Origin of the sequence: Chryseobacterium sp. CFS2, assembly GCF_036543225.1 — a bacterium.
GTDB classification, from domain to species: Bacteria; Bacteroidota; Bacteroidia; order Flavobacteriales; family Weeksellaceae; genus Chryseobacterium; species Chryseobacterium culicis_A.
The window spans coordinates 185,694-202,654 of record NZ_JAZHQU010000004.1 but is presented as its reverse complement, the minus strand read 5'-3'; the positions used below and the strand labels follow the sequence as shown (position 1 = coordinate 202,654).

General features: G+C 34.1%; 13 protein-coding genes. 9 read left to right on the top strand and 4 right to left on the bottom strand.

Annotation, left to right across the window (positions count from 1 at the left end; translation table 11 throughout):
- Positions 1-18 precede the first annotated feature (18 nt).
- The 7 genes from ODR02_RS10865 (at position 19) to ODR02_RS10835 (ending at position 12,257) form a co-directional block, all read left to right on the top strand.
- Positions 19-1,791: an amidohydrolase gene (locus ODR02_RS10865; protein WP_309512449.1), complete on the top strand. Its 1,773-nt coding sequence runs from the start codon at positions 19-21 to the stop codon at positions 1,789-1,791.
- Positions 1,792-1,934: 143 nt separating this feature from the next.
- The gene (locus ODR02_RS10860) at positions 1,935-2,360 is read left to right on the top strand and encodes a DoxX family protein (protein WP_309512448.1); all 426 of its coding nucleotides are present in this window, start codon (positions 1,935-1,937) and stop codon (positions 2,358-2,360) included.
- A gap of 2 nt (positions 2,361-2,362) precedes the next feature.
- Positions 2,363-3,730: an alginate export family protein gene (locus ODR02_RS10855; protein WP_309512447.1), complete on the top strand. Its 1,368-nt coding sequence runs from the start codon at positions 2,363-2,365 to the stop codon at positions 3,728-3,730.
- Between the two features lie 402 nt (positions 3,731-4,132).
- Positions 4,133-4,861, top strand: coding sequence for a M17 family peptidase N-terminal domain-containing protein (locus ODR02_RS10850; protein ID WP_309512446.1), 729 nt, complete (start codon positions 4,133-4,135; stop codon positions 4,859-4,861).
- A 135-nt stretch (positions 4,862-4,996) separates the two neighbouring features.
- On the top strand, positions 4,997-7,450 hold the full coding sequence (locus ODR02_RS10845) for a hypothetical protein (protein ID WP_309512445.1): 2,454 nt from the start codon (positions 4,997-4,999) through the stop codon (positions 7,448-7,450).
- Entirely contained in the window at positions 7,443-10,067 is a 2,625-nt protein-coding gene (locus ODR02_RS10840) for a hypothetical protein (RefSeq protein ID WP_309512444.1), read from the top strand. Before ODR02_RS10845 ends, ODR02_RS10840 begins: the two co-directional genes overlap by 8 nt.
- A 63-nt stretch (positions 10,068-10,130) precedes the next feature.
- Complete coding sequence (locus ODR02_RS10835) at positions 10,131-12,257, top strand: type IA DNA topoisomerase (protein WP_309512443.1); 2,127 nt, start codon at positions 10,131-10,133, stop codon at positions 12,255-12,257.
- A gap of 389 nt (positions 12,258-12,646) precedes the next feature.
- On the opposite strand, the gene ODR02_RS10830 is transcribed toward ODR02_RS10835, so the two are convergent.
- The 3 genes from ODR02_RS10830 to ODR02_RS10820 all read right to left on the bottom strand — a co-directional run bounded on the left by ODR02_RS10830 (position 12,647) and on the right by ODR02_RS10820 (position 14,881).
- Positions 12,647-13,147, bottom strand: coding sequence for a hypothetical protein (locus tag ODR02_RS10830; protein WP_309512442.1), 501 nt, complete (start codon positions 13,145-13,147; stop codon positions 12,647-12,649).
- Positions 13,148-13,349: 202 nt separating this feature from the next.
- Entirely contained in the window at positions 13,350-14,204 is an 855-nt protein-coding gene (locus tag ODR02_RS10825) for a helix-turn-helix domain-containing protein (RefSeq protein ID WP_209788956.1), read from the bottom strand.
- Positions 14,205-14,455: 251 nt separating this feature from the next.
- Positions 14,456-14,881 carry a hypothetical protein gene (locus tag ODR02_RS10820; RefSeq protein WP_209788959.1) on the bottom strand — a complete coding sequence of 142 codons (426 nt, stop codon included), beginning with the start codon at positions 14,879-14,881 and terminating at the stop codon, positions 14,456-14,458.
- Between the two features lie 242 nt (positions 14,882-15,123).
- Between ODR02_RS10820 and ODR02_RS10815 the strand changes: the two genes are divergently transcribed.
- Together ODR02_RS10815 and ODR02_RS10810 are read left to right on the top strand one after the other, a co-directional pair.
- Complete coding sequence (locus ODR02_RS10815) at positions 15,124-15,546, top strand: PaaI family thioesterase (protein ID WP_079242415.1); 423 nt, start codon at positions 15,124-15,126, stop codon at positions 15,544-15,546.
- A gap of 118 nt (positions 15,547-15,664) precedes the next feature.
- Positions 15,665-16,009: a phage holin family protein gene (locus ODR02_RS10810; protein ID WP_047388083.1), complete on the top strand. Its 345-nt coding sequence runs from the start codon at positions 15,665-15,667 to the stop codon at positions 16,007-16,009.
- Positions 16,010-16,060: 51 nt separating this feature from the next.
- Here the strand turns inward: ODR02_RS10810 and ODR02_RS10805 are convergent, their stop codons facing one another.
- Complete coding sequence (locus ODR02_RS10805) at positions 16,061-16,927, bottom strand: chitobiase/beta-hexosaminidase C-terminal domain-containing protein (protein WP_309512441.1); 867 nt, start codon at positions 16,925-16,927, stop codon at positions 16,061-16,063.
- Positions 16,928-16,961: the final 34 nt, after the last annotated feature.

Genomic DNA, 16,961 nt, shown 5'->3' with positions numbered 1-16,961 from the left:
AACTTAAATATTGAAATAATGAAATTACTGAATACACTTATCTTTTCTGCGGTTTTAGGAACAGGAATACTCCATGCTCAGAAAGCAGACATGATCATTACCAATGGGAAGATCACCACCATGGATGATAAAAATCCTGAAGTACAGGCTGTTGCCATCAAAGACCATGAAATCTTACAGGTGGGAACCAATGCCCAGATTTTAAAATTAAAAAACAGCAATACAAAAGTTATTGATGCCAAAGGAAACAGAGTGATTCCCGGTTTATTTGACAGCCATTTGCATGTGATCCGTGGAGGAAGATTTTACAATACAGAACTTCGGTGGGATGGGGTGAAATCTTTAAAAAGAGCACTGGAAATGTTGAAAGAACAGGCGCAGAGAACACCCAAAGGACAATGGGTAAGAGTGATTGGAGGCTGGAATGAATATCAGTTTGAAGAAAAACGACTTCCCACACTGGCTGAAATTAATGAGGCCACGGGAAATGTTCCCACATTCATCATGTATCTTTATGGAAAAGCATGGCTGAATAAAGCCGGATTACAAGAACTCAATATCAATGGAGAAACTCCTAATCCTGCACAAGGTTTAATCGAGAAAGACAACAATGGAGATCCCACAGGATTATTGGTTGCAGAGCCTAACGCATTCATCCTTTATTCAACATTGGCCAAATTACCGGAGTTGAAAGAAGAAGAAAAAATAAACTCAACCCTCCAGTATATGACGGAACTGAACAGATTAGGGGTAACGGCTGTAATGGATGCAGGAGGAGGATTCCAAAATTTTCCTGACGATTATGGAACAACAGATCAGCTGAACAAAGAAGGAAAAATTACCGTTCGCTTACCTTACTATTTATTTGCTCAAAAGAAAGGTTCTGAGCTTGCAGATTATACCAAATGGATAGGAATGGTAGAGATTGATGATCATGGCCACAATGATTTCAATGAAATAGATTACCATGTGAACGGAGGTGGGGAAAATCTGGTGTCTGATGGTGCCGATTTTGAAAATTTCCTTTTTCCAAGACCAGAACTTCCCGCTACCATGGAGAAAAATATGAAAGAGGTCGTAAGTCTTCTGGTAAAAAATAAATGGCCTTTCAGAATTCATGCTACCTATAATGAAAGTATCACAAGATTTTTAAATGTCATTGAGGAAGTCAACAAAGAAACTCCTTTGAACGGATTAGTCTGGTTTATTGATCACGCAGAAACCGTTACTGAAGACAATATGAAAAGAATAAAAGCTTTGGGTGGAGGAATTGCAGTACAGCACAGAATGGCGTATCAGGGAGAAAGTTTCATCCACAGATATGGTAAAAAGTCGGCTTTAGCTTCTCCTCCTGTGAAAAAAATGCTTGAAATGGGAATTCCCGTAGGATTGGGAACAGACGGAACAAGAGTCGCAAGCTACAATCCATGGGTTGCTTTATACTGGATCACAACAGGAAAAACCATCGGAGGAACTCAGGTGATGGGTAAAGGAAATACCCTGGACAGAAAAACAGCCTTATCCCTTTCTACTTATGGTGGCTATGAATTAATAAAAGACTATCAGAAAGGAAAAATACAAAAGGGATATTTTGCAGATCTTACCATTTTAGATAAAGACTATTTCGAGGTTAAGGATGAAGAAATTAAAAACATTACTTCAAAACTAACCATCGTAGACGGAAAAGTAGTGTACGGAGATGAAACCTACAAAACAGCTGCACCAGCACCGCTTCCAGTCATTCCGGAATGGTCACCCGTGAAATATTACGGAGGCTATCAAACAAAATAGTTTTTATACCACAAAATCCACAAACACTTCAACTGAAGGGGTAAAAATTCCCCTCCTCCGGAGGGGTGGCAAAAATTCAAAGAATTTTTGCCGGGGTGGTCTTACCCATAAAAGTCTTCAATAGTAAAACAGTTACAACAATCATGAAAAAGTTAATCCACATCATCACCAATACCAATCCGGGAGGAAAACTAATCAATATTGCACTTTTAGTTTTCAGAGTCTTACTTTCTATAGAATTAATCGTAGCCCACGGATTAAAAAAAATAGGAGTAGGTGTTTCAGAAGCAGAGCAGGTTCCGAACCCGTTGCACCTTCCGGAATCATTCAATAGCCTTTTTGCAGATGCTGCCAATCTCGTATTTCCGGTATTTGTAATCTTTGGATTTTTCACAAGAATTGCTGTATTGCCGATCTTGGCTGTAACCCTTACAGGATATTTTATTCTCCATTGGAATGATGCATTACTGGTAAAAGATACTCCATTTATGTACAGCTTGTGTTACCTGTTTTTATTATGTGTGGGTTCAGGAAAATATTCAGTGGATCATTATTTAACAAAGAAATAATTATGAAAAAACTGATTGCCATTGTACTGTTATTGCAGATTTTTATTCCAATTCAGCTCTCAGCTCAGTTTAAGCTGATGAGGTTTGATGAAGATTATGCGGCATACAAAGACTCTGCAAGAACTTTTTATAACTCCATAAAATACATCCCGATTACAGAAAACAATAACCAATATCTGTCATTGGGAGGAGAAGCAAGACTGGAATTTGTGGATTTTAATAATGAAGATTGGGGAAGAATGGGAATTGGAAGCAATCCTTTTCTGATTCAAAGATACACGATACATGGAGATCTGCATCTGGGCTCACGGGTAAGAATTTTCGGGCAGGTGAGAAGTGCATGGGAAAATGGAAGGAAAAATGGACCAAGACCAATTGATGAAGACCATCTGAATATTCAGAACCTCTTCATTGATGTCGATATTCTGAAAAATGATAAAGAAAAACTGACCGTACGTGCAGGAAGACAGGAATTGGACTATGGAAGCGGAAGACTGATCTCCGTAAGAGAAGGCCCGAATTTAAGACTCTATTTTGATGGATTAAAATTCATGTACAAAAGAGGAAATTTCAGATCAGATGCTTTTATGATGGCTGCCAGTGAAATCAACCCGGGAGCATTCGATAACAAATCTTCGAAATCAGTCAACCTTTGGGGAAGTTACAACACATGGATTATTCCCAGAAGTGGAAACCTGGAGCTGTATTATCTGGGGATTCACAGAAAAGATGTACGCTTTGAAGACGGACTTTCAGACGAAAACAGACATACTTTTGGAGGAAGATTCTGGAAATATGGCGGTGGCTTTATCTACAATTTTGAAGCAGCCTATCAGTTTGGCAACTTTAATAAAGGAAATATCAGCGCATGGACGGCTTCTGCAGACATCGGATATATGTTTGAAAATGTAAAAGGAAAACCAACCATCAATCTTAGAAATGATTATATCTCAGGCGACAGCAATAAAGGAGACGGAACATTAGGGACATTCAATCCTCTGTATCCGAAAGGTGGATATTTTGGATTTAATCCTCAGATCGGACCTGTAAACTTAATTGATATTCATCCCTATGCAACCATTGATTTAGGTAAAAAAATAACGGTGCAGGCAGATGTAGTTTTCAACTGGAGATATTCTACCCAGGACGGAATTTACAGACCCAGCGGAACATTAAACCTACCATCTTCAAACTCAAAAAAGAGATACATCGGAACGGCTTTCCTGGGAAGCTTTAATTATAAAATCAATTCATTTTTAACCTTTAATACAGGAATACAGTATTTTAATACAGGAGCTTTCATTAACGATGTCATCGATAACGACAAAGACGGACTCTTTATCAACTCCAGAATTGTATTTAAGTTTTAAAAAAATATAGGGAATTTGAAAATTTGAAAATGAGATAATTTGAAAATTAATTGAACAATTATCCCACATCAATGCACCTTTCCATCACAGAAACTACCTTTGAAAAAACAAAAATAGCCGGAGCGAAGCGACTTGCGCCTTAAAAATAAAACATCAACAAAAACCTCGCGCCTTTGCGTTATCCAATAAAACACTCGCAACCTGCACGTCTCAACAAATTATCCCACATCAATGCACCTTTGCATCACAGAAACTACCTTTGAAAAAACAAAAATAGCCGGAGCGAAGCGACTTGCGCCTAAAAAAATAAAACATCAGCAAAAACTTCGCGCCTTAGCGTTATCCAACAAAACACACACAACTAGCAACAAAAATAACCAGCAACTAACAACAAAAAATCTCATGAAAAATACACTAAAACAATCACTGGTAATTGCAACATTAGCATTCTCAATATTAAATTTTGCACAAACAACCACTGCAACCACTGCAAAAACAACAGCCATCGGAACCTCCAAAACCTGGGGAACCGTAGACGGTATCTCCATGGTAGGATTGGTACAAGGCCCATCTTCTGCCGATGCCCAGCTTCAGGTAGCCTGTGTTTTCGAATATACAGAAGGAGACATCTTCAATGCTCAGGCCTTACCTGCTAAATTGAACGGATTGGTTCACCTGGATGAAGCTTTAAAAGGAGAACTAACCAATATAAGAAAGGCTGGACAGTTCCAGGGACATTCTTTGGAAACGCTTTTAATTACACCTCCTGCAGGATCGATGTCTGCAAAGAAATTATTATTGATTGGCTTAGGTGACCGCAACAAGTTCACTGCTGATTTAATGACCTCCGTAGGTGAAGTAGCTGCCCGCGAAGCGATGAGATTAGGCGTTACCAATTTTGCCTTCGCCAGTGATCTGAAAGATGCAGGAATAGACTCTCCAACCGCTTTGGTAGCCGGAAACGTAGTAAGAGGAATCGTGCATGCCAACCGTTCAGAAAATTACCTGAAAGACCACAAATTATCCACTACAAAAAAATTAGAAAAAGTATATCTTCTGGCTGGCCCTGCCTTCTTTGAAACCGCAGGCGGAGGAATTGCTGATGCCATTTCAGAAGCTCAAAAGAAATAATGAACCTGGTTTCATTACATTGTTGATCCGGCCCTCTTTTTATAAGGGGGCTTTTTTATTGTGGAAACCCGTAATTTTTGTGTGTTAAATTTTATTATATTAGGCGATTAAAAACTAAAAAACAATTGAAAATTTATGAGTGATAAAGCCATTTTAGAAATTAATTTAAATGAAGAATACAAAATAAAAATTGAAAAAGGCAACAGTTTTAATGAGTCAATTTTTAAAAATGTTTATTTAGAAGCATTAAGAAATACTATTGGAATTGTACGACATTCTGAAGTTCATAAAGATTCCAAATATGATGACTTCAATAATATAATAGCATTTACAGGAGAGAGAGGAAAGGGTAAAACGTCATCGATGATTTCATTTAGAGATTCTTTAGTGAATAAAGAATGTAGGAATAATATAGAGTTTTTTAAGAATGATAACGAAAATTATTTAAAAGATAAAACTTTTGCAGAAATAGATGTTATAGATCCTTCTTTATTTAGAGGAGGTGAGAGTCTTTTTGAGATTATTTTAGCAAAAATGTTTCAAAAATTTCAAATTGAAATAAAAAAAGATAAATGTGAGTTAAATCAAGTATATAAAAGGGAGCTAATTGAGCATTTTCAAAAAACATTTCAGAATTTACAAATCATAATTTCTGATCGTAAGGATTTATATAAAAAAGAATCCATAGAAGCACTAAGTAAATTAGCAATTAGTAGTAATTTAAGAGAAGATTTTAACCATTTAGTTAAATATTATTTGGAGCATTTTGAGAAAAAAGAATTTCTAGTAATAGCAATAGATGATTTTGATGTCAATATTGAAGCTGCATATAAAATGCTTGAAGATATAAGACAATTCTTAATTCAACCTAAAGTAATATTACTGATATCATGTAAAATTGAACAATTGAATGAAGCAATTGCGATTCAATATAAAGATCTGAAGATTGAAAATCAGGTTAGCGATAAAGCTAAAAGATATATAGATAAATTAATTCCATTTAGCAGACGGATATTTTTACCTGACATTCAAAAGTTAGATAAAATAAGATTCAAAGTGCTTATTGATAAAGAAGTTATTTTCAATGGAGATGAAGGAAATTTTAATGAATTAATAATTAATCTAATTTTTGAAAAACTACATTTATTACAAACTAATAATCAACTAAATAGAAATTTTATTTTACCAAATACCATACGGGAAACTCAGAATTTCATTAATACTTTACTGAACTCTCAAAGTTTGGACAAATTAAGGAAATATACTATAAATGAAGTTTATAAGCTGGATGATAAATATAGAAATATTATAGATGAGTTAGAAAATGTTTCTGATGATCTCTTTTTAATTAGTGTTTTAAGAAAATTTTTAAGATTGAATTTTGAATACAGGCCAAGGGATAGAAAAACAGTAGCTTATACTAAATTATCTAATGCTAATATTAAAAGTAGTATTTCATTAGGTGATATATTTTTTTTAATAGAGGAATTTGAAAGTACAATTTCTATTGATGATTATGAAAGTTTTGAATTTTTAGATTTATTTAAATTATATTTTTCAATAAGATTATTAGACCTTGATAAAAATTTGGTTGAATTAGAATTTACTAGATATGGCTTTGTAAATAAATATATGTATATATTATCTAAGGAAAAAAATGGTAGATCTCGAGATTTTATTGAATTTGAGTATTCATTGGATTGGTGTTTTGAAGAATTGGAAGAAAATGAAGCTTTTATATTGGGATTGTTTGTTTTTTATTTGGGTGAGGGAAATGAAGATTATAGACATAAAATGGACAAAGATATTTTTGTTGAAAGATATACAAAGGGAGTTATTTCTCCATTCGCAATTTGGCATAATATGTATAATATTGAAATTTTATCTTCAATTTTAAACTTTGATATCAATAATGAATTTACTAAATTAAATAAAGAATGGTTTGAAAATTCCATTTTTATAAAACAACTATATAATCCATCTTTTACTTTAAAGTTGTTTGAATATATAAATGAATTTAGACTTAAGGAGGTTAAAGATTCTTTACCCAATAATTATTTTGATGATATTTGTTTACTATTTATATATGGTACAATTTACTCATTAAATAAACTTGAGAACCTATATAAGGTAAAAGGACTCGTTAATGACTACATTAAATATCCTGTTATAAATGAATTATTAAAGCATTTTAATAATTTAGATTATAGTAATAAGAAAGTTTCTGAATTGAATGAAATTTATGATATACATAAAATCTTTGAAGATGAAGACTTTGTTATGATTAATAACTTAAAAGATATAATAAATGATATATATGAATTATCTAGGGGAGTAGACCAATATAAATTGTCTTTAGTCACAAAAAATTACTTACTAACTTTTTTAAATGATTTAAATAAAGCAGAAAAGTTTACAAGTAGATTTATCACATATCGTATAGATAAATTGAGAGATTTTGATGATACAGAAGAGATCGTTAATTATCTTGAAGAAATAAAAAGTAAATTTAACGACCCAGATCCAGATTATTTTACAGAAAATAAAAATGATTTACAAAATTATTTAATAAACTTAATAAATGGATAATCTTCGCAAAGCAATTCGTTTATTATTTACAGATTATTGTTCAGATTTTATTTTATCAGTAAAAGATCAAGATAAATATATCAATGTAAATAGTTTCCTAGAGAAAGGCTTTAGAACTTTTTCAAGTTATTCCGTAGATGAAATTCAAAATGTTTACTATAAACTTGAGTCAGATTGGTTTCATGATGTTCATCAAGAAAAGAATAAGAACTATTTCCATATTCTAAATCACTTTACTTCTAAAGTTCTACTAGAACAAGATCTAGAACCATTTGTAGTGTATGAGCATCTTTTAAAATGGAGAGATTTATCTTATTATATTGGAGAGGATATACTTACCACGTCTTTTTATGCTTGTTTAGATAATCGATCTAGAAGGCAAAGAGACTTTTTTGCTTGGCGACCTACTGCATTTTCGGATAATAAAAGGCTTCATCAACTTCTAAAAAAGGGATTGGCAGAAAATCACTTTCATCTAAAAGGGTCAGGTCCTGTTTTTGATTTAAGTTGGATTAATATAATGAATCATCCAATCTCTTTTGAAAAAGCATTTGAAGATCTGAAAAAAGAAATAGGTCTATTAACAAAAACTACTAATGCATCTCAAAGTTCAAAAAAGGAATTAAAAATACTTGTTTATAAAGCAGCTTATATAAGATATGAGTTGTTTAGGCTGGTAAATAAAATAGATGAAAGTAAAGATTTTATTATCGATATTTCTAAAGAAAGTAATTCATCGGCATCTTTTGATCTGTTGATGAATATGTATGAGCTTTCAAAAAATATTGAAGTGTTAAGATATGATTTGGGGCATCAATTTGAATATAGAGGTAATATGGAAATAATAGATTATGCTATTCCTAAAAATATTCATATTCAAAATCTTGAGAAATCTTATGTGTTTTATGGAGAACGAAAACTATTATATGATTGCTTTAAGCTAATTTATTCAGGTGATAAACGGTTTCAATCATCTATTTATTTATTCCATGCCTATTTGTTAATTAAAGCTCAGTTTAGAGCAGAGCTTATTCAGGTGAATGATAAAGTTGGTTTTGGTAATTTCTCAATGTATCAGGATAGAAAAGAATTTTTTTTACCTGATGATTCTATTTATCATACAGCATTTATGAATTTGGCGGTACATGATACAAAATCACATAGTCAAATTAAATCTTTTGAATTAAGAGTTGCTCCAAAGGATAGTGTGTTAAAATTAAAATCAAGCTTAGAAGGATATAACAAAGCTTTAGATAATCAAGCAATATTATCAAAACAATTAAATCGATCATTATCTGATGATAATAGATTTGATTTAAAAAAACATAATATATTTTACACCATACATTATATAAAAAAAAGAGATAGTAGAAAATATTCTGATTTATCACAAGAAGTATTGTGCAGACATCATGATTTAAGGATAGAAATAAAGAATCAATCAATAGCCATAAGCCAGTTAAGAGAAGGATATTCTGAAATTTCAGATTTGATCAGAGGAATTGATGCTGCATCTAGTGAATTCAATGCAAGTCCGGAAGTTTTTGCGCAAGGGTTTCGTTATTTGAAGAATCACAAAATAAAAGGGTATTTTAACCATTTAAAAGATAAACTGGAAGAACCTAAAATATATGCAACTTATCATGCAGGAGAAGATTTTTATGATTTGGTAGATGGTTTACGTGCCATAGATGAAAGTATCAGATTTTTAAATCTTACACAAGGTGATAGAATTGGGCATGCATTAGCATTAGGAATTGATGTTAAAGAATATTATGATTTCAAGCAGTTTAAGTTGATGCTGCCAAAACAAATGGTTCTTGATAATATTGTTTGGTTATTAGCTAAAATTAGAAAATTTGGAATTGGAATTCATCGAAATGAAGTGAATCGACTTGAGAAACTGTATGAGAATTTATTTTATGAATTATATACAGCTAATTTTGATAAAGGAAGCTTGCTAGAACAAAAATACATTCATCATACTACTTATTTCGATGCCTGGAAACTTCGAGGCGATGATCCTTACTTGTATTTATCAGGTTTAGATGAAGATGTTTATTTAAAATCAAATTTGACTTATTGGGAAAGATGCCGAATCAATGAAGAATATCCCAAGAATAAAAATATTCGAAATAATATAGATATAAAATGTCTTTATCAACAGTATCATTTTAATACAAAAATTAAGAAAGCTGGCGCTCTGATTAAACAATTTGAAATATCTCATGCTTATATGGAATTGGTAGAAGCGGTTCAGTTTAAAATGATGCATGAATTGAAGAATAAAAATATTGCCATTGAAACTAATCCTACATCAAACTATCTTATTGGAACATTTAGAAGATATGCAAAACACCCAATTACTAAATTTTTTAATTTAGGACTAGAGCTAGATCATCAAAAAATAAGGAATTGTCCACAACTTTCAGTATCTATAAATACTGATGACCAAGGAATTTTTTCTACCTCTTTGGAAAATGAGTTTGCATTGATGGCAATTGCTTTAGAAAAAGAAAAAGATGAGAATGGAGATTTGAAATATAACTCTTCTATGATATATGAATGGTTGGAACGAGTGAGATTAATGGGTATAGGCCAGAGTTTCAATACTTAGAGCTAAATTAGCAAAATCCAAAAAAAATCCCGATTTTTGCACTCCTTCAATAAACCCGAGTTCATGAAATTATGTATTGCCGAGAAACCCAGTGTTGCCAGAGATATCGCCAAAGTATTGGGCGCTACCACGCCTAAACAAGGCTATATGGAAGGAAACGGCTATTGCGTGACATGGACGTTCGGACATCTTTGTACCCTGAAAGAACCTCACGACTACGGGCCACAATTCAAATCCTGGAACCTTTTTTCACTGCCGATTATTCCTAACAGTTTTGGAATCAAGCTGATCCCGAATAAAGGCGTTGAAAATCAGTTTAAAGTCATTGAAAAATTGGTCGAAGAATGTGATGAGGTCATCAACTGCGGGGATGCCGGGCAGGAGGGAGAACTCATCCAGCGTTGGGTATTGCAGAAAGCGAAATGCAACAAACCTATCCAGCGTTTATGGATTTCTTCATTGACGGAAGATGCTATTAAAGAAGGTTTTGCAAGCTTAAAACCTGCGGAAGATTATAAAAATCTGTATCTGGCCGGAAATGCCAGAGCTATCGGAGACTGGCTGTTGGGAATCAATGCGACCAGACTTTTTACCAAGAAATTCGGAGGAAACAAAGCCGTTCTTTCCATTGGAAGGGTACAAACTCCCACATTGGCCATGCTGGTGCAGCGTCAGAAAGAAATTGATGCCTTTACCACAGAAGAGTATTGGGAACTGAAAACCAAATATCGTGATGTTCTTTTCAATGCAGCAATTGACCGTTTAAAAACCTTGGAACGTGCAGAAAAAGGATTGGAATATCTTAAAGTCAATCCATTTGAGATTGTTTCTTTCGAAATTAAAGAAGGGAAAGAAAAAAATCCACGACTTTTCGACCTGACCGGACTTCAGGTAGAAGCCAATAAAAAATACGGTTATTCAGCAGAAAATACGTTGAATTATATCCAAAGTCTTTATGAAAAGAAGCACGTAACCTATCCGCGTGTTGATACCACTTATCTATCCGAGAGTTTATATCCGAAAATAACAGGTATTCTTCAGAAAATGTATCCTTATCAGGAGCTGATTGCTCCGTTACTGGAAGCTCCGATTCCAAAATCAAAGGCCGTTTTCGATGATACAAAAGTAACCGATCACCATGCGATCATTCCTACGGAAATTCCACCTTCTCAAAATCTGAGCAGGGAAGAAAAACTGATTTATGATCTGATTGCCAAACGTTTTATTGCCGTTTTCTATCCGGAATGTAAAATTTCAAATACATTGGTGGAAGGAAAAGTAGGAACAATTCCTTTCAAAACCAGCGGAAGACAGGTGCTTGAAGCAGGATGGAGAGCTGTTTATGCCAAAGAGCCTAAGGAAGAAACTACCGATAAGGAAAAAGAAAAAGAGGAAGAACAAACTATTCCTGAATTTATCGTAGGAGAAACCGGACCACACGATCCGATGATTCACCAGGGAAAAACAACACCTCCAAAGCCTTATACCGAAGCAACTCTGCTGAGAGCCATGGAAACTGCCGGAAAACAGGTAGAAGATGAAGAGTTGCGTGAAATGTTGAAGAACAACGGAATCGGAAGACCATCCACCCGTGCCAACATCATTGAAACCCTTTTCAAAAGAAAATACATCGAGAAAAAAAGAAAAAACCTCATCGCTACCCAAACCGGAATTCAGTTGATTGATACCATCGAAGATGAGCTGCTAAAAAGTCCGGAACTGACCGGTGAATGGGAATCCAAACTTCGTAAAATTGAAAAAGGAGAGTATGAAGCCAATCTTTTCAAAGAAGAACTGATTCAGATGGTTACCGAACTTACTGAAAAAGTGGTGTACGGAAAAGGAAAAGTGATTACCCTTCAGGAAGAAGAAAAAGAAGAAGTAAAGGAAAAGAAAAAAAGAGAACCTGCACAGAAAAAAGAACTTCAGTCCTGGGAAGAAACGAAATGTCCGAAATGCAAAGAACACAACCTAATCAAAGGAAAAACAGCTGTGGGATGTTCCGATTTTAAAAACTGCGGTTTCAAAATTACCTTTGAAATTTTCGGTAAAAAATTGTCTGATAAGCAGCTTTTAGACCTTGTGTTAAAGGGAAAAACCTCAAAATTGAAAGGCTTTACCACACATCCGGAAAATCTTGCAGAAGGTGTTTTAACTTTGAGTGATGACTTCCAGACACAGCTTAGCTAATTAAATATCATTATTGAGTGGAGAATACGGGATTCGAAACCGCAACCTGTTGACTGCCAGTCAAACGCGTTAAATTTTAATATACGCTATATGAGCATTGTCCTTGAAAGATAATAAAATAATGGCCAGCCAGAACTTCATAGATAGATGATACAATTTTGAACATTATCACATTTTATCGGAGATAAAATCTTTGCGCCTTAAAAACATACAGCTTAGGAAATAAGCTGCGTATTTGCGTTTTCCAACAATCTTCCTGCTTTTCATTTATACAGAGATTCCTACGGAATGGCAATTACAACGCTTAGTTTATCCATATAGTTTGTCATTCCGTAGGAATCCAGCCCTACCTGCTACAATTTCACCATCTTTAGCACAATACAAATGTCCTACTGAAGACGTGTAATCTCAACATTCTCTTTTTTCTGCTTCATAAACTGAAAGATTGATCCAATCACAAAAAGCAGGAAAATAACAAGAAGCGTCTGGCCAATTACCGGATCTTTGATATCCTTAGCCAAAGGATGCCCAATGGGAACCCTCGTAAAGGTCTCATTAATTGTGGGAACCAATGATAGGAAAAAACTGAATGACAGCAAAAAATTCTCAAAATATCTTGCTTTTCCGACATGCTTTTTATAGGAAAAAAGGAAATAAGCAATGGATATCAGAACAAAGATAAATAAGGAAAATACATGTCCTGCATTGAAACCTCCTGCCTTAGAAATTCCCAAAGCTGAAAGTGATGTAATGACGGTTGCATACAAGTATATTTTTCCGGACCGCTGAGCCAGATTGATTTTACCATATTTAATAAACCCTGTGATGGCCCCTGCAAGGGCTGCTATACCGATAATGGTATGAAAAATTCCTAAACCTGATAGATTCATATTGATCGTATTTTAAATTGATACATTTTCAGTTGTAATGACAGGTATATTTCTGTTCCCTGTAACTGATGGTACAAATTTGCGATAGATAGACAGAAATGATTTTGTGATTTAGTTCAAGAATTTGAGAGTTTGGTCCAGAAAGAAACATTCCTTATGGAAATAAGAAATAGCGGTGTCATTACCTAAAAATGCTCCTCAATTATTTCCCCTTTTGTTCCTGGCGGTAATTTGAAGGAGTGACACGATATTTATCACTGAAGTTTTTTGTAAAAGTAGCCAGATCATTGAATCCGCATTCAAATGCAATATCAGTAATCCGTTCATCTGATCGTAAAAGCAATTCGGCCGCTTTTTCCAGCTTTTTGTTTCTTATATAGTTGGCGGGCGTATCACTATATAATTTGGTGAATTCTCTTTTGAAGGATGACAGGCTCAGATTGCTTTGCGCTGCAAGTTGTTCAATGGTGAGCTGTGAAAATAAATTAGCCTCAATAATCTGCTTGAAAGAATAAGTTGTGGGAGAAAACAGTTGTGACAGGATCAGCTGAATAGTTTTAGCATTCTGGGATTGAGCCAGCAACAACATAATTTCTTTTAATTTAAGAATTAATATATCTTCATTAACGAGGGAAGGATTTTCAAAATAGAAGAGCAGTCCTTCAACATATTTTTGAATCAGAAAATCATTATTTATTTTCTCATTGGATTGGTTCGAGACCATTTTTGCCGGTTTTTGCAGCAATACAGGCAGTTCCCTGTCATAGATTCTTTTCAGAATATCCGGATAGAAAGTAACGATGACGATTTCACAATGCTCCTCCGATTCTGAGTTTTGAATATACTTTCCGGAGCTGATACAATTAAGAAACAGCGAATAATTAGCAGAAATAGTAAACTCCTGTTCTGCTGTTTTATATTGAAATTCTCCTTTAATAACATACAGAAAACAAGCCTGCTCAGAAACCGGGAAATCAGATCTGAATGGCGCTTTAAGATCAATCTTCTGTAATAAAGGTTTTCCAAACAGTTCGTGTTTTTTGTAATCATTCAGCATAATGAAGGAGTTTCTTTTTTGAATTCAATACTATGAAAAGGTAAACAATTTGCTCTGTAAAAAATGAGTCAACAACAAATATACACAGTCATTCTCTGAAAAGCTTAATTTATGCAGTTTAGATTCCTACGGAATGACAAACGATGTGGATAAACTAAGCGGTATACTTGTCATTCCGTAGGAATCCAGCCTTATGTTTTCACCATTTTTTTTATATAAATATTCCAGGAGAAGAAGTGAGAATTCATAGGTTACCGGAACAACCTCTCATACCAGCCCCCAACATCACTTTTAATCTCTTCATGATGCTTACATAAAATAACAGCCAGTTCCAGTTCTGATCTGTCAGATTTATAAGGATTCAAAGTAAGAAATCCAAAGAAATTTCCGTCCTGATCCAGAATTGCCGGAGGATAGGAAGCATAGGAATTCCATGGAGAATAGGCGCTGTAGGTACTCCCATAATTTCCATATGGATTCCATATGGATTTTGAACTGAAGACATTTCCGTAATCGCTGAACTTGTTCCAGATCGAATTTTTATCAAAATTATCACAGTTTAGGCATCCCAGATACTGATCCTGATCTGCACCGCCATACAAATGTAATGTTTGTGCCTGAAAACAGAATCCTGCCAATAAACCTAAAAATTGTAAAAACCTTTTTAAACCCATCATAAAGCTTTCCTGCAAATCTAACCTTTTGAACTGAAAAATTTTGATTATTGCTGAACAAAACGATACACAAAAAAACGTTACAGGTTTTCAATACCTATAAGATTTAAATATTCATATAGAGATCAAAGAGCAGCATAAGTTTATATCAGTTCCCTCAAAGCTTCCTGCCACTGGAAATTTTTAATCTTTAAATTCTTTAATCTTTAAATCAATTTCTACCTTTACATTCAAATTCAAAAGTAATGACACCAGAGAAAAGAAAACTCATCACAGACAGCTTCAACCGTTCGGAAACCTTGAAATTCTATAAAGCAGAACTGCTGGGAGTAGAAACCGATTTTATATCCATGAAGATTCCTAAAATGGAAATGATGACCAGAAAAGCAGGAATGTTTAACGGAGCGATGATCGCCTCTTTGGTTGATGTTTCTTCAGGATATGCCGCTGTGAGCCATTATCCGGAAGATTGCTATGTAGTGACCGTTGAGTTGAAAGTGAATTATCTTCGTCCTGCGATGGGTGATGCTTTGGTTTCAAAATCTTATGTTATCAAAGGTGGAGGTAAAATTGTTGTTGTGAGGACAGAAATTTATGTTCAGACTGAAGGTTCGGACTCAGAAAGTCATGTAGCGACCTCATTAGTCACCATGATGAAAATAAAATAAGACGTTACGGGAAATAAAAGACAAAATATTCCTTAAATAAAGGGTTTCACGGAATTCTTTTTTTTGAAATGGAATGGCTTTTGCTCCATATCCCCCATAAACATTAAAAAATATCACAATGAACTTAATTATCCGACTATTTATTACGGCAATTGTAGCTTATCTTTTAACAAAAATTTTACCGGGAGTACATTTTGAAGGATTTTCTTCAGCCATTATCTTTGCGATTGTGCTTGGGGTTCTTAACATATTTGTAAAGCCTATTTTAAGTCTGTTCGGCCTTCCGTTAACGATCCTTACCTTAGGATTCTTTGCCCTTGTGATTAATGCAGGGATTATCCTGATTGCAGATTATTTCATAGACAGTATGGTGGTAGATGGTTTCTGGTGGGCATTTATATTCAGTATATTATTGTCAATTGTAACCTCTTTGGCGAACTCAATGTTCTCAGATGGAGATTAATTAAAAACATTACAGATCAAAATATAAATCCGCTCATTGAGCGGATTTTTTTTATTTTTTAATGAACTTCAACAACACCAAATTTCCCTTTGAATCTTTCAGTTTTAGAAAGTAATTTCCTGCAATAAGTTGATGAATAGAAATTTCTTTTACAAACTGATTTTTTACCACCATTCTTCCATTTCCATCTATGATCTCATATTCCTGAAAGTTCCGGTCGGTATTTACTTTTAAAATATCTGAAACAGGATTCGGGTAAACTTTGATTAAAACATTGTTGTTTTTTTGCTGCGTTTCATGAGTCGCTAAAAATAAACATGAGGGTGGAGTTGTTATGATTCCGTCAGTAAAATCATAATACAAAGTACTTTCCATAGGAATCAAATTGGTACTGATGGTTGCAGGAATATTTTCAAAGAGAGTACAATTGTTAAATCGTACATTGGCACTTTCAAAATTTCTGGCAGCCTTATACCAGGATTCACATCCTGCCGGCTGCATTACAACCCCTGGCCAGAAGGTATCCATGGCAAATCCGTCAATGGAATTGGGACTCACCATATCAATCATTACACAGCTTCCGGTAGTCCATATAGAAGGAATTTTAAAGTAAATGTTGGCCGTAGGAATACTTCCTGTATAATATTTTTTACTGATGACAGCTGATGAACTTCCCTGTCCATCAACAAGAAATGCTTTGATTTCTTTATTCTGATCAATGGTAATCTGTACATTATTGACTGCTGAACTGGAACTCAATGTAGGGGTGCTCCCATCAGTAGTATAATAAATAGTTCCGTTTCCTGAAAGAGTTGCCTGATAAGCATTATAATAATGATTGGGAAAAGGGCTTATCATTAACTGTGAAAAAAAGAAAGAAGACACAAAGAGTGCAGAAAAAAGAAGAAATTTTTTCATGTAAAATGGATATTAGTTTAGTTTTTATAAAATT

Bases quoted from the DNA above. Each gene is read 5' to 3' on its own strand.
- ODR02_RS10815 (WP_079242415.1), top strand. From the start codon at position 15,124: ATGACACCAGAGAAAAGAAAACTCATCACAGACAGCTTCAACCGTTCG.
- ODR02_RS10860 (WP_309512448.1), top strand. From the start codon at position 1,935: ATGAAAAAGTTAATCCACATCATCACCAATACCAATCCGGGAGGAAAA.
- ODR02_RS10840 (WP_309512444.1), top strand. From the start codon at position 7,443: ATGGATAATCTTCGCAAAGCAATTCGTTTATTATTTACAGATTATTGT.
- ODR02_RS10835 (WP_309512443.1), top strand. From the start codon at position 10,131: ATGAAATTATGTATTGCCGAGAAACCCAGTGTTGCCAGAGATATCGCC.
- ODR02_RS10855 (WP_309512447.1), top strand. From the start codon at position 2,363: ATGAAAAAACTGATTGCCATTGTACTGTTATTGCAGATTTTTATTCCA.
- ODR02_RS10865 (WP_309512449.1), top strand. From the start codon at position 19: ATGAAATTACTGAATACACTTATCTTTTCTGCGGTTTTAGGAACAGGA.
- ODR02_RS10845 (WP_309512445.1), top strand. From the start codon at position 4,997: ATGAGTGATAAAGCCATTTTAGAAATTAATTTAAATGAAGAATACAAA.
- ODR02_RS10820 (WP_209788959.1), bottom strand. From the start codon at position 14,881: ATGATGGGTTTAAAAAGGTTTTTACAATTTTTAGGTTTATTGGCAGGA.
- ODR02_RS10825 (WP_209788956.1), bottom strand. From the start codon at position 14,204: ATGCTGAATGATTACAAAAAACACGAACTGTTTGGAAAACCTTTATTA.
- ODR02_RS10850 (WP_309512446.1), top strand. From the start codon at position 4,133: ATGAAAAATACACTAAAACAATCACTGGTAATTGCAACATTAGCATTC.
- ODR02_RS10830 (WP_309512442.1), bottom strand. From the start codon at position 13,147: ATGAATCTATCAGGTTTAGGAATTTTTCATACCATTATCGGTATAGCA.
- ODR02_RS10810 (WP_047388083.1), top strand. From the start codon at position 15,665: ATGAACTTAATTATCCGACTATTTATTACGGCAATTGTAGCTTATCTT.
- ODR02_RS10805 (WP_309512441.1), bottom strand. From the start codon at position 16,927: ATGAAAAAATTTCTTCTTTTTTCTGCACTCTTTGTGTCTTCTTTCTTT.